Genomic DNA, 18704 nt, shown 5'->3' with positions numbered 1-18704 from the left:
CCGGACGCCGCCCCCTCAGTGCACCAGATCGCCGGCGGCGAGCTGCGCGCCGCGCTGAAACTCGGCCACCGCCATCGGCTTGCGCCCCGCCCGCTGCAACTGGACAAGACGCAGCGCGCCAGACCCGCAGGCAATGACGACGCCCTCCGCCGCATCGGCGGAAAGAACCGTGCCAGGCAGGGTGCCCGCCGGCACCGCGATGCCGGTTTCCAGGGCGCTGCGCAGCAGCTTGACCCGCTCACGCTTGCCGCCAAGCTCCATCTCGCACCAGGCACCGGGAAAGGGCGACAGGCCGCGAATGTGATTGTGCACCTCACCGGCCGGGCGGGTCCAGTCGACGCGGGTTTCGCCCTTGTCGATCTTGCGGGCGTAGGTGACGCCCTCCGCTGCTTGCGGCGTCGGTGCCAGCGCGCCGCGCGACAGGGCGGCGAGCGCCCGCACCATCAGATCACCGCCAAGCGCGGCGAGCCGGTCGTGCAACTCGCCCGCCGTCATGGTGTCGCCAATGGCGATCCGCTCGGCCATGTAGACCGGGCCGGTGTCCAGCCCCTCCTCCATGCGCATCACTTCCACGCCGGTTTCCGCGTCGCCGGCCATGATCGCCCGGTTGATCGGCGCGGCGCCGCGCCAGCGCGGCAGCAGAGAGGCATGAAGATTGACGCAGCCATGGGTCGGCGTCTCCAGGATCTCCAGCGGCAACAAGAGGCCATAGGCCACCACCACCGCCACATCCGGCCGCAGCTCGGCGAAGCGGGCCTGCTCTTCTTCCGACTTCAGGCTCAGCGGCGTGAAGACATCGATGCCGAGGGTTTCCGCCGCCTGATGCACCGCCGACTTGCGCTCGGCCATGCCCCGGCCGGCCTTGCGCGGCGGCTGGGTGTAACAGGCCACCACGTCATGGCCCTGGCCGACGATTTCCATCAGGGTCGGAACGGCGAAATCCGGCGTTCCCATGAAGACGATCCGCAGGCTCATGATCTTCCTTCTCGGGCACCCGCGCCATCGCGGCGGCGGGCGGTTTTCGTGTCATGGGATGGTGCGCGCGGCGCCGATCATGGCGCCCCGTCGGTGCGCTCCGGTCAGAGCGCCTTGGCGTTGAGGCGGGCCTGTTTGGTGAACTTCTTCATCACCCGGTCCCGCTTCAGCTTGGAGATATGATCGATGAACAGCACACCGTTGAGATGGTCGATCTCATGTTGCAGGCAGGTGGCCAGCAGGCCGTCGGCCTCCAACTCGCAAGACTTGCCCTCCCGGTCGAGGAAGGTGACCTTGATCCGCGCCGGACGCTCCACGTCCTCGTAGTATTCGGGGATCGACAGGCAGCCCTCCTGATAGACCGACAGCTCCGGCGAACTCCAGACGATCTCCGGATTCACCACCACCATCGGCTGCGCCTCCTCACCCTCGCGGGCGACATCCATCACGAGCATCCGCTTGGGCTCGCCGATCTGGATCGCCGCAAGGCCAATGCCCGGCGCCGCATACATGGTTTCCAGCATGTCGTCGGCCAGTTGGCGAATGCCGTCGTCGACCGTGGCAACCGGTTCGCTGACCCGGCGCAGTTCCGCGTCCGGGAGGATCAGAATGTCTCGTTTTGTCATGCCGGTGAGATATGGGATGCCAGCGCCGACGTCAACGCGCGCAATGGCGCACGGCCCGGATTCCGCCAAGGAAATACGTCCAAGCGTTTTGCGGCGCCGGCAAATGTTCTATATTTGTTTCCATGTCATCGATTCTGTTCACCCTCGGGGACCGCCCCATCGACACCGGCACGGCCGTGGCAGCGGGCGCCGGCCTTGTCCTGTGCCTGCTGCTGGCGCTGCTCTTGCTGGCGTTCCGGCAGGCGGCGGCGCGGCGGCGGGCGGAATGGCAGGCGGCGGAACAGGCGCGCGAGCTGGAAGCGCGGATCGCCGATCTCCTGAAGGTGCAGTCGGAAATGACTGGGCGGATGCAGACCATGGCCGAGGTGTTCGGCTCGCGCCAGGGCGACCTGATGCGTGCCGTCAACGACCGGCTCGACGGCATGAGCCACAAGCTCGGCCAGTCGATGGCGGAAACGAGCCGGCGCACCCATGACGGCCTGCGCCACCTGCATGAACGGCTGGCGGTGATCGACCGGGCCCAGCGCACCATCGCCGATCTCAGCGGGCAGGTCGGCGCGCTGCAATCGATCCTCAGCGACAAGCAGACGCGCGGCGCCTTCGGTCAGGGGCGGATGGAAGCGATCGTCCAGGACGCACTGCCCAGCGGGGCCTATGCGTTTCAGGCGACGCTTTCCAGCAACGCCCGGCCGGATTGCCTGATCACCATGCCGAACGGCGCGCCGCCGCTGGTGGTCGACGCCAAGTTTCCGCTGGAGGCTTACAACCTGATCCGCGCGGCGGACACGCCCGAGGCGCAAAAGCCGGCCCGGGCGCAGTTCCGGCGCGACATCGCCAAGCATCTGATCGACATCAAGGAACGCTACCTGATCCCCGGCGAGACCCAGGACACGGCCTTCATGTTCGTGCCCTCGGAAAGCATCTTCGCCGAATTGCACGAGCAGTTCCCCGATCTGGTGCAGCGGGCGCACCGGATCCGGGTGGTGATCGTCTCCCCCTCCCTGCTTGCCCTGTCGATCCAGGTGGTGCAATCGGTGCTGCGCGATGCGCGGATGCGCGAGGAGGCCCATCTGATCCAGGCGCAGGTGGCGCATCTGGTGGAAGACGTCACAAGGCTCGACGGGCGGGTGCGCAAGCTGCACAGCCATTTCGGCCAGGCGGCGAAGGATATCGACCAGATCCTGATCTCCACCGACAAGATCGGCAAGCGCGGCCAGGCGATTGGCGAGCTCGATCTGGCCCCGCCCACCGCCACAGCCCCCGCCCGGCCCACGGCAACGGCAACGGCAACGGCTGAAGCAACGCCCGGGATGGAGGCGCGCGAGATGGACGGCGCCGCCGCTGGGCCAGCGCCCATGCCCACGGAGAGCTGATCCGGAACGCGGCAATGGCCGCTTTACCACCAGCGCGCGAACAGGCTAACAAGAGTGACGGTCCGGCTCCGGACCTGGAGCGCCGGTTCCGGCACGTCTTCCAGTCACCCGTCTTCCCCTCCCCTAATTACGGCAGGAGTTCACCATGTTGCTGTTGATCGCCACCGCAGGCTGGTCTTCCGAACGCTGGGCCGAGCGGATGCGTCAGCGCTTCCCCGACCGCGACATCCAGATCTGGCCCGACAGGACGGACGATCTCGCGGAGGTTGACTATGTGCTGGCCTGGAAGGCGCCGGCCGAGGTGATGCGGGCCTGCCCCAATCTGAAGGCGATCTTCTCGCTTGGCGCCGGGGTGGATCACCTGCTCTGCGATCCGCAAATGCCCGAGGTGCCGATTGTCCGGGTGGTCGATCCGGACCTGACCGAGCGCATGTGCGAATGGGTGGTGTTCCAGGTTCTGCTGCACCATCGCCAGCACCTCCAATACACGGCGCAGCAGGCCGCCCGCGACTGGGCGCCGCTGCCGCAGCCGAGCGCGCGGGAGGTGCGGGTCGGCATTCTCGGCCTCGGCGTTCTGGGCGCCCGGGCCGGGCAGGCGCTCGCCGGCCTCGGCTTTCAGGTCGCCGGCTGGGCGCGCGGCCTCAAGGCGGTCGACGGGGTCGAGAGCTTTGCCGGTGCGGATGAACTCGGCGCCTTCCTCGAACGCACCGACATTCTGGTCAACCTCTTGCCACTGACGCCTGAGACCCGCCATCTGGTCGACCACGCGCTGCTGTCGCGTCTGGCGCGAGACGGCGCGCTCGGCGGGCCGGTGTTCATCAACGCCGGGCGCGGCGGCAGCCAGGTGGAGGCGGATATTGCCCGGGCACTTGGCGATGGCACCTTGACCGGCGCCAGCCTCGATGTGTTCGAGACCGAACCCTTGCCTGCGACGAGCCCGCTGTGGGACGCGCCCAATCTGGTAATTTCGCCGCATGTGGCCGCCGACAGCGACCCCGAAGCGCTCTCTCTTTACATCGAGGAGCAGATTCGCAGTTTCGAGGCCGGAGGGGGCTTGCGCAACGTGGTCGATCCGGCCGCCGGCTACTGAACCTTCCCCGAAGCGCCGGTCAGCAGTGGAACCGGCGCGCCGCCGCGAACCAGGTGGCGACAACCTTGTCGGCAACTTGCGCCAACTGACGCGGATCCCGGCTCTGCCGATAGACGGCGGCAAAGAGCGGGTCCGCTGCCGGCAGGTTTTCCCCCTCCCCGGCCGACCCTTCCTCAGTCAGTGCGATGACCGGCAGCAGCGCCGGATCGAAGCGCTTGCGCAGCCGTGCGGCCAACTCCGCACCGCTCATGTCGAGAGGTGCGGCATTGGTGACGAGGCAGTCGAAGGGCGGCCCGGCCTCCCGCCGGTCGCTGCGCGCGATCAGGTCGAGCGCGGCCTGGCCGGACATCACCCGGCGCACGCGAATGTTGCTGGAAATGCCCAGAAGCGCCTCACGGAACAGGCGGGCGGCTTCAGTGTCGGCTTCCACATGAAGGAAAACCACATGCGGAATGGTCAATGGCATTGCGGGGCCCCGGCGCTGGTTTTGCAAAGACGAGATCCGCGCGCCCCCCGCGTCACTCTCTCGCCACCCGTTACGGAAGCGCCCCGTTTATTTAGCCCGCAAAGCGCTTACAATTGCGCCAGACGCATATCTGACTTCCGGATTTGCATGGATTCCGATTGCTTCAAAAACCTCTTCACGACCGCACAAATCATTCCCCCAGAAATTCCGCAGGGAAATTCCCGAAAAAGGCACGCCGCGGATTTCCATTTTTAGTTTCTCACCCACCAACCCTGCGGCAGGCGGTCACCTCGCCCCATTCGGTGCGGGCGATCCGCTCCACCGCCGCCTCAAGCGGCTCATAGGCAACGGTCATGGTGTGGCCATTGGCATGCAGCAGCGTGTCCGGCGCGACCATGATGGCCACATGCCCCTTCCAGAACACCAGATCGCCGCGCCTGAGATCCGGCAGCCCTTGCGAGATGTCCAGCGCGGTGCCGAACCGCGTTTCCTGCATGTCGCTGTCGCGCGGGCAATCGTAACCGGCCGCCAGCGCCGGCAGTTGCACGAGCGCCGAACAGTCGAGACCGAGCGAGCTGCGCCCGCCCCACAGATATGGGGTGTCAAGGAACAGCTCCGCCTGGCCGACCCAATCCTCGGCCCGGTGGTCGAGGGGTACCAGATGACGTTCGACCATGGCCGAGCCATCGGCCAATAGCGCATAGGCAAGACCGCGCGTCACGGTGCGTCCCACCACCTCGACCCGGGCGCCGAAGGACAAGAGGCCAAGCGGCGGGAATTTCAGGTCGGCGACCGGATAGCGGTAGCTGCGCAGCACCGCCACCCGGTGGGTCGGCGGTGCGCCGGCCGGGGCAAGCGCGGCAGACGGCAGGAAGCCGACATAGCCATCGGTCTCCAATTGCCCCCAGCACCAGCCATCGCCGGTGTCTTCGTAAACCGTCACCCGCTCACCGTGCAGCGCCTCGCTGTCGATCGGTCGGGCGAGATCCGCCACCGGACGGAGCGCCACCTGATCGGCGACCACCTGCATGGCAGTGCCATCGGCAAAGCGCCGGTCGCTGACCCGGCCGCGATAGCCGCTGGCGGCCAGGTCCGCCCGGACCGGATGAAAGCGTCTGTCGAGGGTCTCGGTCATCGGTTACCGTCCAAGTGTCGCCGCCTTGTCGACGATGATATCGCCAACGCTTTCCAGATAAAGCGCGCCGGCAACCGTGCGGGTCACCACCACGTTGCGCCGGTCCGCCTCGTCCCGCCGCCGGGACAACAGCTTCTTCGCGCCGAGCGTGTCGAGCGCGCGGGTGATCACCGGCTTGGTGACGTTCAACCGGCTGGCCAGCCCGCGCACGGTGTGGGGCGGCGGCTCCAGATACACCGTCAGCAGGATGGCCATCTGCCGTGCCGTCAAATCCTGATCCCCGTCCCGGACCATCGCCATCGTGACCTCATGCCACAACCGCAAGGCCTGGGACGGCCGCATGTCGAGGCCCATCCGCTCACCATTTCTTCCCCGCCACTCCCGGTGGCGTCGGTGCACTGTGACACGAAACCGTTTCGGCTCCGTTATCGAGATCGCGGCAAGCGGCGGGGCGGCCCGCCCCGATCAGCCAGCCCGATCAGCCCGCCGGATAGCGCTCTTCCAGCACGGAGAACAGCGCCCGGATCCCTTGCGCCTCACCGCCCGCCGGATGGCCCGGCCGCTCGAACGGGTTCCAACCGTAGACGTCGAGATGCGTCCAGGTGCCGGCGTTTTCGACGAAGCGGGACAGGAACAGCGCCGCCGTCACCGACCCGGCAAAGCCGGCACCTCGGGTGTTGATGTGGTTGATGTCGGCAATGCTGCTGTCGAGATAGCTCATGTAGGGCGCCCACAGCGGCAGCCGCCACAGCGGATCGGCGACCGCTTCGGAGGCCGTGGCCAGGCGCGCGGCGAACGCCTCGTCGGCGGTATAGAAGGGCGGCAGCTCCGGGCCGAGGGCGACCCGCGCCGCGCCGGTCAGGGTCGCCATGTCGATCATCAGATCGGGCTTTTCCTCATCGGCCAGCGTCAGCGCATCGGCCAGCACCAGCCGGCCTTCCGCATCGGTGTTGCCAATTTCCACGCTCAAGCCCTTGCGGCTCGGCAGCACATCGCCGGGGCGGAAGGCCGCGCCGGAAATCGCGTTTTCCACCGCCGGAACCACGACCCTGAGGCGCACGGGCAACCGTGCGGCCATGATCATCGAGGCCAGCGCCAGCACGTTGGCCGCGCCGCCCATGTCCTTCTTCATCAGCCCCATGGCACTGGCCGGCTTGATGTCGAGGCCGCCGGTGTCGAACACCACCCCCTTGCCGATAAGGCTGACCTTCGGGTGGTCTTCCTCGCCCCAGCGGCAATCGATCAGGCGCGGCGCCCGGCTGCTCGCCCGGCCGACCGCGTGGACCATCGGAAACCCGGCGGCGAGCAGATCATCGCCAAGGGTGACGGAGGTCGTCCCGCCGTGACGGGCGAACAGATCGGTCGCAGCGGCCGCCAGTTCCTCCGGCCCCAGATCGTTGGCCGGGGTGTTGATCAGATCACGCGCCAGCCCGACCGCATCAAGGGTCCGGCCGATGCGCTCCAGGTCGACACCTTCCGCCAGCATCAGCCGCGCAGCGGGCTTTTCCTCTGACGCTTCGCCGGCATTGCGATAGCGCTTGAACCGATAGGCGGACATGGCGAAGGCGAGCGCCGCGTCCTCTCCGTCCGCATTGTCCCCCTCGATCCGATAATCGCCCGCCGGCAGCCGGGTCGCCAGCGCACCAACGGCAAAACGGGAGGGCGCGCTTGCCGCGAGACCGAACACCACGGCCGCGAGCCCCCCATCCGCGCCGGGCACCAGCAACAGCTCGCCGGCGCCGCCGTCAAAACCGCAGGCCGCCGCCCAGTCGCGCGCCTCGGGCAACCGCTCTTGCAGGAGGTCGGGAAGGGTCGCCTTGTCGACAAGATGGATCGGGGTGGTGGGCCGGGCCGCATCGAAGGGCAACAGGAACTGGCGCAAGGTCGTCTCACTTCTGGCTGATCGAAAAGACACTGGAGATCCCCTGTATAGACCATGAAGGCCGCAGGACGGCAAACCCCTGCTTGCCGTGGAGCGCAAGCACGCGCCGCCCGTGTTTAACGAAGCATTAGGGTTAACGACGTATTGATGGGCCTCACGCAATTTGCACTCCCGTTTCTCGCGCCGAGGAGCCCGGTCGATGCCGTTCACCAGCCCCAAGAGGCAGAGCCCCCGGTTTGGTCTCACCGCCTCACATCTGACCCTTGCCCTGTCGCTGGCGGCAGCCCTGGCGCTCGGCGGCTGCGCGTCGTCGAACAAGGCGGTGGGCACCCATGCGGGGCGCGGCGCGCCCTATGCGGCGCCCGGCTCGGACCCGGCCCGGCAGGCGGTTGGCTATTGGGGGCAGGCCTATGCGCGCGCGCCGAAGGACCGGGAGAACATTCTCAATTACGCCGCAGCGCTGCGCCGCAACGGCCAGATCCCGCAGGCCGAAGCAGTGCTGCGCAAGGCGGTGATCCAGCATCAGCGCGACCGCGACATCGCCGCCGCCTATGGCAAGGTGCTGGCGATGGGCGGCAAGCTGCCGGAAGCGCTGCAGGTGATCGAGGGCGCGCAGACCCCGACCCAGCCCGACTGGCGGCTGATGTCCGCCGCCGCCGCCATCAACGACCAGATGGGCAACACCGCCAAGGCGCGGGCGCTGTACAATCAGGCGCTGAAGATCGCCCCCGGCGAGCCGAGCCTTCTCAACAATCTGGCGATGTCGCATCTTCTGGCCGGCGAAGTCACGCAAGCGGAAAAAATCCTGCGCTCCGCCGCCCAGAGCCCGAAGGCCGACAGCCGCATCCGGCAGAACCTGGCGCTTGCCCTCGGCCTGCAGGGACGGTTCGGCGAAGCGGAACAGGTCGCCCGGGCCGAGCTCGATCCGGCGCAGGCGGAACAGAACATTGCCTATCTGAAATCGATGCTGGCGCAGCGCAATTCCTGGGCGGAGATTTCCGCTGCCGACAAGAAGAAGAAACGCGGCAGCTAGGATAGCGTCCGCCCCCAATTCAAGCGATGAGCCCAATCACCACGCCTCCGGCCGCCCCCCCCCCCGCCGGAGGCGTTTTCGGTAATGGCGCGCGGGTTCACGGGATCGGTCCGCACGCAGGACGAGCCTGCCCGCCGGGGCCAGTTTCCGCTCTGGAGAACGGCAGCCTATTTGAAGGTGGCGAGCACCTGCAGGATCACCGGTCCGATGATCACCGCCAAGAGCACCGGCAGGAAGAAGACGATCATCGGCACGGTCAGCTTGGGCGGCAGGGCCGCGGCCTTCTTTTCCGCCGCCTGCATGCGCTGTGAGCGGTTTTCATCCGCCATCACCCGCAGGGCCTGGGAGACGGGCGTGCCATAGCGCTCCGCCTGGATCAGCGCCAGACAGACATTCTTGACCCCTTCCAGCCCCGTGCGCCTGGCAAGGTTCTCGTAGGCGACACGGCGCTCGCCGAGGAAGGAGAGTTCCGCGTTGGTGAGGGTCAGTTCTTCGGCCAGCGCAACGGACTGAACGCCGATTTCGTCGGCGACCTTGTGGAAGGCCACCTCGATCGACATGCCCGATTCCACGCAGATCAGCATCAGATCGAGCGCATCCGGCCAGGCCCGACTGATCGACAACTGACGCTTCTGGATGCTGTTGCGCAGGTAGATGTCCGGCACATAATAGCCGAGAAAGGCGGCCGCGCAGGCAATGGTCACGGCGATGGTCGCCGATCCCTCGTAGCCGATCACCGCAAAGAGATAGAACAAGGTGGCCAGCAACAAGAGGAACGGCATCACCAGACGGACGGCCAGGAAGGTGTAGAGCGGCTTGGTGCCACGAAACCCGGCCTGAAGCAGGCGAAGCCGGGTGTTTTCGTCCGACATCAGTGCCTTCAGGTTCAACTGATCGACAAGGCGCTGCAACTGCTGCTTCGGCTGGTTGCGCAGGGAGGCGCGGGCGCTGGACTTCTCGTTCGCCAGCCGGGTGCGCTCGCGTGCACGCATCTGCTCGCGCTCCAGCGCCACGGATTTCATCCGGCTCTTGAGCTTGTCGCCTTCGAACAGCGGCATCACCAGCGTGAACACGGTGCCGGCAACGGCAATCATGGTCAGGCCGGCAATGATGGTCTGCTGGTTGGCGAGGTCTGAGATGTTCAAGGCCATGGCTGATCCCGCTCAGAAGTCGAAATTGATCATTTTCTTCATGATGAGCATGCCCATCGTCATCCAGATGGCACTGCCGATCAAAATGATGTTGCCGGTCGGATGGGTGAACAGCACCATGATGTAGCTCGGGCTGGTCACGGCCATGACCCCGGCCACCAGGAACGGCAGCGAGCCGATGATTGCGGCGGAGGATTTCGCCTCCTGGCTCATCGACTGGATCTTGCCCTTCATCGCCCGGCGTTCACGCAGCACCTTCGACAGGTTGCCGAGCGCTTCGGACAGCGAGCCGCCGGCCTGGGACTGGATGGCAACCACGATCGCCAGGAAGTTCGCTTCGGGCACCGGCACCCGTTCCGGCAGCCTGGCGATCGCCTCGCTCAAGGTGATGCCCATGGTCTGCGCCTCGACGATCTGCCGGAACTCGGAGGCAATCGGCTCGCGCGCCTCCGCCGAGACGATCTGGATGCATTCCCCCAGCGGCAGACCCGCCCGGGTACCGCGCACGATCACGTCGACCGCATTGGGCAATTCGAGCAGGAACGCCTCGATCCGCTTCTTGCGCCGACGGGAGATGTAGAACCTGGGAAGACCGAAGAAGCCGACAAAGGCAATGCAGAGAATGAGGAAATAGGAGGAGGTGACAAGGAGCGCCAACACCATGCTCACCAAGCCGCAGACACCCGACACGATCCAGAACTTCTGCTTGGTCCAGTGCAGCCCGGCTTGGCTGATGCGCTTTTCAAGGCTTGGACGGGCGGCATCGCGGTGCTTGTTGCGCTCCCGCTCCTCGAATTCCTTCAACTGGTCCTGCACGGACCGGCGCCGCCGGTCGAGATCGCGCACCCGCTGGCTCGCCTCGCGGGTCTCGGCCCGTGCCTTCACATGCTGCAACCGCTGCATGCCGCGCTTTTCACCGCTAAGGCTCGGCTGGAACAGGGCGTAGAGCACCCCGCCGATGGAAAAGGCCACCAGCAAGACCACCGCGATCATCGTCAGTTCCGGGGTCAGCAGGGCCTGAAGGTCAGACATGGCCAAGCTCCGAGACCTCGGCGGCGTCAAGCGCCGCACTCAGGCGGTGTTCCTCACCGAAGTAGCGGGCCTTCTCCCAGAACTTCGGCCGGCCGATGCCGGTGGAGCGATGGCGGCCAAGCAACCGGCCATTGGCATCTTCGCCCATCAGGTCATAGACGAAGATGTCCTGGGTGATGATCACATCGCCTTCCATGCCCACCACTTCGGTGACATGGGTGATCCTCCGGGAGCCGTCCCGCAGCCGCTGCGCCTGCACGATCACATCGATCGAGGCAACGATCATCTCGCGCAAGGTGCGCGAAGGCAGCGAGAAGCCGCCCATGGTGATCATCGATTCGATACGCGACAGGGCCTCGCGCGGGCTGTTGGCGTGCAAGGTGCCCATCGAGCCGTCATGGCCGGTGTTCATCGCCTGCAACAGATCGAGCGCCTCCGGTCCGCGCACCTCGCCGACGATGATCCGCTCGGGCCGCATGCGCAGACAGTTCTTGACCAGGTCGCGCATGGTCACCTCGCCCTCGCCCTCCAGGTTCGGCGGGCGGGTTTCCAGACGCACCACATGTGGCTGCTGAAGCTGCAGCTCGGCCGAATCCTCGCAGGTGATGATGCGTTCGGTGAGGTCGATATAGGCGGTCAGGCAGTTGAGCAGGGTCGTCTTGCCCGAGCCCGTACCGCCGGAAATCAGCACATTGCATCGGCTGCGGCCGATGATCTCCAGGATCGTCGCGCCCTCCGGGGTGATCGACCCGAACTGGACAAGCTGCTTCAGCGTCAGCTTGTCCTTCTTGAACTTACGAATGGTCAGGGTCGGACCGTCGATCGCCAGCGGCGGCGCGATCACATTGACGCGCGAGCCATCGGGAAGGCGCGCGTCGCAGATCGGGCTGGCTTCGTCGACGCGCCGGCCGACCTGGCTGACGATCCGCTGACAGATGTTCATCAGCTGCTTGTTGTCGCGGAAGCGAACGCTGGTCTGCTGCATCTGGCCTTCGGTCTCGATGTAGACCGTGTCGGCGCCATTGACCATGATGTCGGCGATGTCGTCGCGGGCGAGCAACGGCTCCAGCGGCCCGTAGCCCAGAACGTCATTGCAGATATCCTCAAGCAGGTCCTCCTGCTCGGAAATCGACATGACGACATTCTTCAACGCGATGATGTCGTTGACGACGTCGCGGATTTCCTCGCGCGCATCCTCCGCGCTCATCCGCGTCAGCATCGACAGATCGATGGCCTCGACCAGCGCGTTGAAGATCGACGCCTTGGTTGCGTAGTAGTCGTCCGACCGGCGTGTCGCCGGCTTGGCCGGCGCCGCAGGGGTGGGCGCGGCGGGCGCGGGCGGCGGCGCGGAAGGGGGCGGCGGCGCGGCGGCAGGTGCCGGGTTGGCAGGAGCCGGATCAACACGCACGTCCGGCGCCGCAACCGCAGTGTCCTGCGGGCGGGAAACCGGCGTTCCAGATGATGCGCCTCGTCGACCGAACATTGTCACCTGCTCTCAGCTTTGTCCCCCGCCGAAGCGAGCGGACCGTCACCCGTTGCCGGGTGGCCTATTTCGATGCCCGTTTCAGAATTCGGGTCACCAGAGACCCGATTGCCAGCCCCTTGTCCCGGCGTGCCTCGCCGCGTCCGGTGGCCGCTTGCGCGATCTGCTCGAACAGCGCCGCCGTCGTGTGCCGCGCATCCTGTTCGCCGATCATTTGGCCATTGTTGGCGGCGGTTCCGAAAAGTTGCGGCTCGAACGGAATGATCGCGATGGCCTCCAGACCGAGCGCGTCGGCGAATTCCGCCGTCTTGATCTCCGGTCGCTTCGGCACGCCGACCCGGTTCAGCACCAGCTTCGGCGCCGGGTCGTTGGGCCGCAACTGACGCAAGGTATCCGCCAGGTTCTTGGCATTGCGCAAGTTCGCCAGATCCGGCTCCGCCACCAGGATGACGTCATCGGACGAGGCCAACAGCTTGCGCATCCAATTGGTCCAGCCATGGGGCATGTCGAGCACCACAGATGGTGCCCCCTGACGCATCACATCGACCAGCCCGTCGAAACTGGTTTCGCCATAATCGTAGGTCCGCTCCAGCGAGGCAGGCGCGGCCAGCAGGCTGAGACGGTCCGCGCATTTCGCCAGCAAGCGATCCAGCATCGTCTCATCGAGACGGTCGGGCGAGGACACGGCCTCATGCACCCCTTGCAGCGGATCCTGGTTGAAATCGAGACCGGCGGTGCCAAAGGCGAGGTCAAGATCGGCCAGCACCACGTCGCTGTCATACATCCGGCCGATCGACCAGGCGACATTATGCGCCACGGTCGAGGCGCCGGCCCCGCCCTTCGCCCCGACAAAGGCCAGGGTCCGGCCAAGCGGTTCCGCGTCCGGGTCGGTGTAGAGATCGCCAATCGTACGGATCACCTGAAACAGGTCGATCGGCGCGACAAGGTAATCGCTGATGCCGCGATGGATGAGTTCGCGGTAGAGCGGCACGTCATTGACATGACCGATGATGATCACCTTGGTCCCGGCATCGCAAACCTCGGCAAGATCCTCCAGCCCCTCCAGCAGTTTCGCAGGGGCCAGCCGGCTCTCGATCATGATCAGGTTCGGCGTCGGCGCATTGCGGTAGAACTCGATCGCCGCCGCGATCCCGCCCTTGTGCACCTTCACGTGGGTCTTCGCCATGCGCCGGTCGGCACCAACGCCCTCGATGACGCCGATCACCGCGTCGCTTTCGCAAAACGCCTGGATGGCAATTCGCGGGATCGACCGCAGCGACAGGGTATCGACCGGCGGCTCGGTCACCGGCTCGGCCAGTTGCGACAGAGACGGCCCGTCCGCCAGCGCATCGTCAAATGCGGGTTCCTTCATCGGTCTGTCTCCCCCGGTCAATTGCCAACCGCATCGGAAATCCGCGCGCCATCGCCTTCCTTGTAGTCGGACGCGGTCTTCTCACCCTTGCGATACTTCTCGTAGACGGTGCCCCGGCGCATCTGGTCGCCCGGCGCCGAAGCACGCGGATAAAGGAGATCGGCGGGGTTTTCGACCATCGCCGCCAGATTGGCCTGGGCCGAGCATCCGAAGTTCGAATAGAGCGTGTTGTTGAGCTGCGGATTGTGTTTGGTCGGCGAGCCGCCGGTGATGTTGTCCGGCCATTGCCCGCAAGGACCGGCGGTGGCGCGCATCGTCATGTAGGCAAGCCGTACCGGCGCGGCGACCTCGGTATCATGCACCGGATAGCTGCGGGTGATGATCCGCTTGCGCGCCACCCCGCCCCGGGTAAGCGCCTTGCGGATCTGCGGCAAAAGGGAATGCACCGCCGCCTCGTTCGCCGAACCGGACGGGGCCACGATCTCCACCGTACCGCCGCCCTGACTGCGGGCATCGCCGCCAAAGGAGGAAATCGCCGCCGCCATCTGCGGCGACAGCCGGCGCGAGCCGGTGCCGATCGGCAGATCCATGGTGCGCGGCGCCTCGCGCACGGTAATCGGATGGCGCAGGCGATAGTCGTTTGCCGCCAGTGCATTGTAGGTCGGCTGGGACTGGCAGCCGGCGAGCAGGAGCGTGGCCAGCAGGGCCGCGGCCGGAACCGCACGCCGCCGGAGACCCGCCGATGCGCGCACATATCTGATTTTGAAAGGCTGCATGGGTCCGGTCCTCATTCGTAGATGAATCCGACATTGCCGTGATAGCCGCCGTTGCCCGCTTCGCCGGACACCCGGTAGACCCGGTTCAAACGGTTCAGGAAAATGGTGTCGCCATCGGTTGCCGGCGCCAGGTTCTTGACCGGCGTCACCAGCTCGGAGCGGGCCACCGGCTTGACCGTATAGGGGGTGACGAACACCACCAGTTCGGTTTCCTGACGCAGGAAATCGCGGCTCTTGAACAGGGCACCGAGGATCGGCACCTGCATCAGCCCCGGCACGCCGTTGAGGTCCTGCTTGTAGGATTCCTTCAAAAGACCGGCCATCACGAGGGTGCCGCCGGAGGGCAGCTCGACGGTGGATTCGGCCCGGCGCACCTTCAGCGCCGGAATGGTCAGCACACCGGCATTGACCGCCCCTTCCTGGGTGATCTCGCTGACCTCGGTCTTGACCCGCAGGGAGATCCGCCCCCCGCTCAGCACCACCGGCGTGAAATCGAGACCGACACCGAATTTCTTGAACTCGACGGTGATCTTGTTGTTGTCGTCGGCAATGGGGATCGGGAATTCGCCGCCGGCCAGGAAGCTGGCGTTCTCGCCGGAAATCGCCGTCAGGGTGGGTTCGGCCAGGGTGCGGATCACGCCGTCGCGCTGCAGCGCCTCAATATTCGCCTTGATCTGGGTCGCGCCGGCGACGAAGCCGGCCGCCGCCGCCGGATTGGTGGCGTCATAGAGGCCGCCGGCAGCCCGGCCGATCACATTGGTGTTGACCGTGAAGGGCGGCTGGTTGTTGAAGCCGATGTTGTAGTTGCCGATGCCGATATTGCCGGCCAGGTTGACGCCGAGCTGCTTGATGATCGACCGCTCGACCTCGGCAACCGTCACCTTCAGATGCACCTGATCCTTGCCGGTCACGGAAATCATGTTGAGCACCGGCAGGCCGCCCTCGCCGCCCCGGGCGCTGAACCGGGTGGCCAGATCGGCCGCCCGCTGCGCCTCGGCGGTGCTGCTGGCGGTGCCGGTGAGGATGAGATTGCCATTGACCGATTCCGCCCGCACCTGAGCACCCGGCACGGCCCGGCGGATCAGCGCGTTGAGATCGGTGGTATCCGTTTCCACCGCCAGATCGAAACTGGCGATCTGGTTGCCGCCCCGGCCGAACAGGAACAGGCTCGCCTGCCCCGCCTTGTTGCCGAACACGAACACCCGCCGGCTGCTGCGCACCACCGCATCGGCGATTTCCGGATTGGAGACGATCACATCGCTGACTTCTTCGCCCAGATTGACGACGACGGACCGTCCAAGGCCCACCCGCAACATGCGCCCGGCGACCCGCTCGCCGGCGCCGATGTTCACGGTCTTGGGATAGCCTTGGGCGGAGGCCGCGCCTGTCCAGGCAAGACCGCCCAAGGCCAGGGCAAACGCCATGCCGATGCCGAGGACCCGTTGTGCCAACATTTTTGTTCTCCTTGACGTCATCGCCCCATCTCGTCCTATCGGTTGGTCCGGGAATGACTGGGCACGCCGAATTTCACGAAATTGACGCCGCCACCGACGGCCTCTTCCTCCGCGTCATCCGCGGAATCCTGCGCACTGCGCAACACAAGGGAGATGGTGCCGAGCTGGCTGGCCTGGGCGACGATCTCCGCCTGCTCCGGCGTCAGCTCCAGCGTCGCCGTCTGGCCCGGCGTCAGGGTCTTCTCGTCCTGCTCGCCGGCCGTGGTGGTGTCGATGGCAAGAACGCGAATGTTCTGAAGGATGGTTTCGCTGGTGAAGGAATTGCCGCCGCGTGCGTTCACCTGGCGGGTCAGGATCACATCGGCCTTGTCGCCCGGCAGAATGAAACCGCCGGCGGTGGTCAGCGCCTCGACCGACACGCCGATCGCCCGTTTGCCCTTCGGCAGGATCGCCGCCATGAACCCGCGATCCGTGGCGATCAGCCGTTCCGCGCGGATCGGCTCGCCGGCATAGACCGGCGCCTTGGCGATCTGGCCGACGAATTCATCGAGCGCATCGGGTTGGTCGGACCGCAGGATGGCGTTTTGCGGCGCCAGGTCCTTCGGCCATTCAGCCCAGCTCAGATCGTCGGCCGACAGCGCCGTGCCCAGCGCCACGTCCCTGGCGGCCGTCAGCACCTCCCTGCGCTCGATTTCGGGCGCGGGAGCGCTTGCCTGCTGAGGAACCGGATCCGGTGCGGAGCCCATCATCATGCGCGCGGCCAGAAGACCCGCGCCCAGCGCCACACCCAGGATAACCAACCGTGCGACTTTCATGTCCCTAACACCCACGCAAACAACCATTCCGCGCCGGATGCATCACGCATACCGACCCCTGTCGTTTTTACTGTGGGGGAGAAATGGTCAAGACATGGTTAATCAGGTATGAGCAATATTGATGAACGGATATTAACCTTTTCGCAAAATGGATTTTTTTGCGTCTCGGTCTTCAGGTCTTGTTAAGACTTCACCTGTGCCTGCCTCTGTTCCGGGAGACTACAGGGCCGCGAACCAGACCGACTGCGGATAGGCCTGCAGCGCCGCCAGCGCCAGGGTGACGCCATAGGGAATGCCGCGCGAGCTATCGTGCAGTCGCAGCACCCAGCGCTGATTGTGCAGGATCGACGGCAGATAGTCGACGCCGCGGAAATAGACGATGGCCAGCGTCAACACCGCGCCATAAACGGCCGCGAACACCGCGAATTCCAGCATGGCCGGGGACAACCCGAACCAAAGCCCAACCGCCGTGGCGAGCTTGGCATCGCCGCCGCCCATCCAGCCCATGGCAAAACAGCCGAAGCAAAGGACAAGGACCATGGCGCCCATGAGCAGATGCAGGCCGATATCGGTCAGTGTCAGGCCAATGAAGGGGGAAAGGATCGCAAAGCCGGCGATCAGCAGCAGCGACACCCGGTTCGGGATCGTCATGGTGAACAGATCCGACGCGCCGGCATAGGCCACCAGACAGGGGAACACCACGAGCAGCGCCGCTTCGAGCATCTCACATCCCTTCGAACAGCCGCTGGTAGAGCCTCTGGTTCCGCGAGCGGCAAAGACTGGCGTCCGGCACTCACGCCGCCCCGGCTGGGGCCGGCGCGAGGCGATGTCCGTCCCCGCTGGCAAGAAGACCATGGCGGAAACGGATGCGGGCGGCTGGTGCCGCCCGCGTCAACCCTCCCAGTGCGTCCGGCCGGCGACGTGGTCATCCGAAGGCCGGCAGGACCAGAACCCTGGGTGAAGGATTGCCGAAATTACTTCACCTTGCCCTGAGCGCCTTCCAGCTTGCCCTGGATCGTGCTGAAGATGCCGGAGATGGCGCCACCGGAGGCCTCGACGGCGGCGACGATGGCGATCGAGATCAGGCCGGCGATCAGGCCGTATTCGATGGCGGTCGCGCCGGATTCATCCTTGGCAAAGCGGGCGAGAAGATTCTTCATCGGTTGGCTCCTAATATTCAGCTTGTTTTGACAGCACCACTTCGTCGGCTTTGTCTTCAACTTTTCAGTCGATCGAAGATGTTGCCAACATAGAAGCCACTCCTTGCGACAAGGTTAAATTCCAAAGGCACAACAACAAACCACCGCCCGTGTCTTCCTATGGTTAATAACCTTCAAAGATTTTATTTCGAGACACTTCGGCATGATGACGCCCCGCCCCTCCTTCGCAAGCCCGCCGGCCGGGCAAGGCACGGTCCCGCCTGCCCCTTGGGGAGATGACCGTGCCTGGCGCGTTAGCGCTTCCTTCACCAATCTCCTTCACATTCGGGTAGGAATTCGTCCGAGGAGCCAGCCATGGTGTCGTTTTTTCGCAAAAAGCCGGGAGCCTTTTTCCGTCTGGCGGCAATCACGCTCGCCATGTGCGCATCGTCCTCCCTTCCCGCCATCGCCCAGGACGGGGCGGTGGAGGTCATGACCGACCGTGCCAAGGTATTTCGCATCGACGCGCCCGCGGACACGGTCATCGTCGGCAACCCGGCGATTGCCGACGTCACCATGTACGACCGGCAAACGGTGGTGGTGACCGGCAAGCTCTACGGCACCACCAACCTGGTCATTCTCGACAAGAAGGGCGAGCCGATCATCGACGAGGTGATCCGGGTCAGCACCTCCGGCAATGATGTGGTCACTGTGATGCGCAACACCTCGCGCACCACCTATTCCTGCGCGCCGGACTGCGAGCCGGTGCTGCGCGTCGGCGACAATTTCGACGCGTTCGAGGCCCAGACCAAACAGGCAACCTCCCGCAACGACATGTCGGAAAAAGCCGCCGGGGTCACCAACTAGGCGATAAACCCAGCCATGAACGGGCGTTTGATGTT

General features: G+C 65.6%; 19 protein-coding genes. 4 read left to right on the top strand and 15 right to left on the bottom strand.

Annotated elements, in window-relative coordinates:
* Nucleotides 1-15 precede the first annotated feature (15 nt).
* Together fmt and def are read right to left on the bottom strand one after the other, a co-directional pair.
* Entirely contained in the window at nucleotides 16-975 is a 960-nt protein-coding gene (fmt, locus tag IEV83_RS08555) for a methionyl-tRNA formyltransferase (protein ID WP_181760951.1), read from the bottom strand.
* A 104-nt stretch (nucleotides 976-1079) separates the two neighbouring features.
* Nucleotides 1080-1601 (bottom strand): peptide deformylase, encoded by a 522-nt coding sequence (def, locus tag IEV83_RS08550; RefSeq protein ID WP_181760952.1) that lies wholly within the window; start codon nucleotides 1599-1601, stop codon nucleotides 1080-1082.
* A 122-nt stretch (nucleotides 1602-1723) separates the two neighbouring features.
* On the opposite strand from def, the gene IEV83_RS08545 reads away from it, so the two are divergent.
* Entirely contained in the window at nucleotides 1724-2974 is a 1251-nt protein-coding gene (locus tag IEV83_RS08545; protein ID WP_181760953.1) for a DNA recombination protein RmuC, read from the top strand.
* 145 nt (nucleotides 2975-3119) lie between these two features.
* Nucleotides 3120-4064 carry a 2-hydroxyacid dehydrogenase gene (locus tag IEV83_RS08540; RefSeq protein WP_181760954.1) on the top strand — a complete coding sequence of 315 codons (945 nt, stop codon included), beginning with the start codon at nucleotides 3120-3122 and terminating at the stop codon, nucleotides 4062-4064.
* A gap of 19 nt (nucleotides 4065-4083) precedes the next feature.
* Here IEV83_RS08540 and IEV83_RS08535 read toward each other — a convergent pair whose 3' ends face one another.
* The 4 genes from IEV83_RS08535 to IEV83_RS08520 all read right to left on the bottom strand — a co-directional run bounded on the left by IEV83_RS08535 (nucleotide 4084) and on the right by IEV83_RS08520 (nucleotide 7547).
* A complete protein-coding gene (locus IEV83_RS08535) occupies nucleotides 4084-4530 on the bottom strand; it encodes a PleD family two-component system response regulator (protein ID WP_181760955.1) in 447 nt (148 codons plus the stop codon).
* A 259-nt stretch (nucleotides 4531-4789) separates the two neighbouring features.
* Nucleotides 4790-5665: a C40 family peptidase gene (locus tag IEV83_RS08530; protein WP_181760956.1), complete on the bottom strand. Its 876-nt coding sequence runs from the start codon at nucleotides 5663-5665 to the stop codon at nucleotides 4790-4792.
* Between the two features lie 3 nt (nucleotides 5666-5668).
* The gene (locus IEV83_RS08525) at nucleotides 5669-6019 is read right to left on the bottom strand and encodes a MarR family transcriptional regulator (RefSeq protein WP_181760957.1); all 351 of its coding nucleotides are present in this window, start codon (nucleotides 6017-6019) and stop codon (nucleotides 5669-5671) included.
* Between the two features lie 124 nt (nucleotides 6020-6143).
* Nucleotides 6144-7547, bottom strand: coding sequence for a leucyl aminopeptidase family protein (locus tag IEV83_RS08520; protein WP_371873436.1), 1404 nt, complete (start codon nucleotides 7545-7547; stop codon nucleotides 6144-6146).
* A 199-nt stretch (nucleotides 7548-7746) separates the two neighbouring features.
* Here IEV83_RS08520 and IEV83_RS08515 point away from each other — a divergent pair, with 199 nt between their 5' ends.
* Nucleotides 7747-8580, top strand: coding sequence for a tetratricopeptide repeat protein (locus tag IEV83_RS08515; protein WP_181760958.1), 834 nt, complete (start codon nucleotides 7747-7749; stop codon nucleotides 8578-8580).
* A 167-nt stretch (nucleotides 8581-8747) separates the two neighbouring features.
* On the opposite strand, the gene IEV83_RS08510 is transcribed toward IEV83_RS08515, so the two are convergent.
* From IEV83_RS08510 to IEV83_RS08470, 9 genes are all read right to left on the bottom strand, one after another.
* Entirely contained in the window at nucleotides 8748-9731 is a 984-nt protein-coding gene (locus IEV83_RS08510) for a type II secretion system F family protein (RefSeq protein WP_181760959.1), read from the bottom strand.
* Between the two features lie 12 nt (nucleotides 9732-9743).
* A complete protein-coding gene (locus IEV83_RS08505) occupies nucleotides 9744-10763 on the bottom strand; it encodes a type II secretion system F family protein (protein WP_181760960.1) in 1020 nt (339 codons plus the stop codon).
* Nucleotides 10756-12246 carry a TadA family conjugal transfer-associated ATPase gene (locus IEV83_RS08500; protein WP_181760961.1) on the bottom strand — a complete coding sequence of 497 codons (1491 nt, stop codon included), beginning with the start codon at nucleotides 12244-12246 and terminating at the stop codon, nucleotides 10756-10758. The genes IEV83_RS08505 and IEV83_RS08500 overlap by 8 nt, the downstream gene beginning before the upstream one ends.
* A gap of 64 nt (nucleotides 12247-12310) precedes the next feature.
* The gene (locus IEV83_RS08495) at nucleotides 12311-13618 is read right to left on the bottom strand and encodes a CpaE/TadZ family protein (RefSeq protein ID WP_244628116.1); all 1308 of its coding nucleotides are present in this window, start codon (nucleotides 13616-13618) and stop codon (nucleotides 12311-12313) included.
* A gap of 17 nt (nucleotides 13619-13635) precedes the next feature.
* Nucleotides 13636-14394, bottom strand: a complete 759-nt coding sequence (locus IEV83_RS08490) for a CpaD family pilus assembly protein (RefSeq protein WP_181760962.1) — start codon at nucleotides 14392-14394, stop codon at nucleotides 13636-13638.
* 11 nt (nucleotides 14395-14405) lie between these two features.
* A complete protein-coding gene (locus IEV83_RS08485; RefSeq protein WP_181760963.1) occupies nucleotides 14406-15848 on the bottom strand; it encodes a type II and III secretion system protein family protein in 1443 nt (480 codons plus the stop codon).
* Between the two features lie 35 nt (nucleotides 15849-15883).
* Nucleotides 15884-16663: a Flp pilus assembly protein CpaB gene (gene cpaB, locus IEV83_RS08480; RefSeq protein WP_181760964.1), complete on the bottom strand. Its 780-nt coding sequence runs from the start codon at nucleotides 16661-16663 to the stop codon at nucleotides 15884-15886.
* A gap of 219 nt (nucleotides 16664-16882) precedes the next feature.
* A complete protein-coding gene (locus IEV83_RS08475) occupies nucleotides 16883-17386 on the bottom strand; it encodes an A24 family peptidase (protein WP_181760965.1) in 504 nt (167 codons plus the stop codon).
* 251 nt (nucleotides 17387-17637) lie between these two features.
* On the bottom strand, nucleotides 17638-17823 hold the full coding sequence (locus tag IEV83_RS08470; RefSeq protein WP_181760966.1) for a Flp family type IVb pilin: 186 nt from the start codon (nucleotides 17821-17823) through the stop codon (nucleotides 17638-17640).
* A 354-nt stretch (nucleotides 17824-18177) separates the two neighbouring features.
* On the opposite strand from IEV83_RS08470, the gene IEV83_RS08465 reads away from it, so the two are divergent.
* Nucleotides 18178-18669, top strand: coding sequence for a pilus assembly protein N-terminal domain-containing protein (locus IEV83_RS08465; RefSeq protein ID WP_209003051.1), 492 nt, complete (start codon nucleotides 18178-18180; stop codon nucleotides 18667-18669).
* Nucleotides 18670-18704: the final 35 nt, after the last annotated feature.

It is taken from the genome of Stappia taiwanensis, assembly GCF_014635285.1.
GTDB classification, from domain to species: Bacteria; Pseudomonadota; Alphaproteobacteria; order Rhizobiales; family Stappiaceae; genus Stappia; species Stappia taiwanensis.
This window is presented reverse-complemented; position numbering and strand designations above follow the sequence as displayed.

Excerpts from the sequence above, each read along its gene's own strand:
- IEV83_RS08505 (WP_181760960.1), bottom strand. The coding sequence starts at position 10,763 with ATGTCTGACCTTCAGGCCCTGCTGACCCCGGAACTGACGATGATCGCG.
- IEV83_RS08525 (WP_181760957.1), bottom strand. The coding sequence starts at position 6,019 with ATGGGCCTCGACATGCGGCCGTCCCAGGCCTTGCGGTTGTGGCATGAG.
- IEV83_RS08535 (WP_181760955.1), bottom strand. The coding sequence starts at position 4,530 with ATGCCATTGACCATTCCGCATGTGGTTTTCCTTCATGTGGAAGCCGAC.
- IEV83_RS08465 (WP_209003051.1), top strand. The coding sequence starts at position 18,178 with ATGGTGTCGTTTTTTCGCAAAAAGCCGGGAGCCTTTTTCCGTCTGGCG.
- IEV83_RS08475 (WP_181760965.1), bottom strand. The coding sequence starts at position 17,386 with ATGCTCGAAGCGGCGCTGCTCGTGGTGTTCCCCTGTCTGGTGGCCTAT.
- IEV83_RS08510 (WP_181760959.1), bottom strand. The coding sequence starts at position 9,731 with ATGGCCTTGAACATCTCAGACCTCGCCAACCAGCAGACCATCATTGCC.
- fmt (WP_181760951.1), bottom strand. The coding sequence starts at position 975 with ATGAGCCTGCGGATCGTCTTCATGGGAACGCCGGATTTCGCCGTTCCG.
- IEV83_RS08530 (WP_181760956.1), bottom strand. The coding sequence starts at position 5,665 with ATGACCGAGACCCTCGACAGACGCTTTCATCCGGTCCGGGCGGACCTG.
- cpaB (WP_181760964.1), bottom strand. The coding sequence starts at position 16,663 with ATGAAAGTCGCACGGTTGGTTATCCTGGGTGTGGCGCTGGGCGCGGGT.
- IEV83_RS08540 (WP_181760954.1), top strand. The coding sequence starts at position 3,120 with ATGTTGCTGTTGATCGCCACCGCAGGCTGGTCTTCCGAACGCTGGGCC.
- IEV83_RS08485 (WP_181760963.1), bottom strand. The coding sequence starts at position 15,848 with ATGTTGGCACAACGGGTCCTCGGCATCGGCATGGCGTTTGCCCTGGCC.
- IEV83_RS08470 (WP_181760966.1), bottom strand. The coding sequence starts at position 17,823 with ATGAAGAATCTTCTCGCCCGCTTTGCCAAGGATGAATCCGGCGCGACC.
- IEV83_RS08500 (WP_181760961.1), bottom strand. The coding sequence starts at position 12,246 with ATGTTCGGTCGACGAGGCGCATCATCTGGAACGCCGGTTTCCCGCCCG.
- IEV83_RS08495 (WP_244628116.1), bottom strand. The coding sequence starts at position 13,618 with ATGAAGGAACCCGCATTTGACGATGCGCTGGCGGACGGGCCGTCTCTG.
- IEV83_RS08490 (WP_181760962.1), bottom strand. The coding sequence starts at position 14,394 with ATGCAGCCTTTCAAAATCAGATATGTGCGCGCATCGGCGGGTCTCCGG.
- def (WP_181760952.1), bottom strand. The coding sequence starts at position 1,601 with ATGACAAAACGAGACATTCTGATCCTCCCGGACGCGGAACTGCGCCGG.
- IEV83_RS08515 (WP_181760958.1), top strand. The coding sequence starts at position 7,747 with ATGCCGTTCACCAGCCCCAAGAGGCAGAGCCCCCGGTTTGGTCTCACC.
- IEV83_RS08545 (WP_181760953.1), top strand. The coding sequence starts at position 1,724 with ATGTCATCGATTCTGTTCACCCTCGGGGACCGCCCCATCGACACCGGC.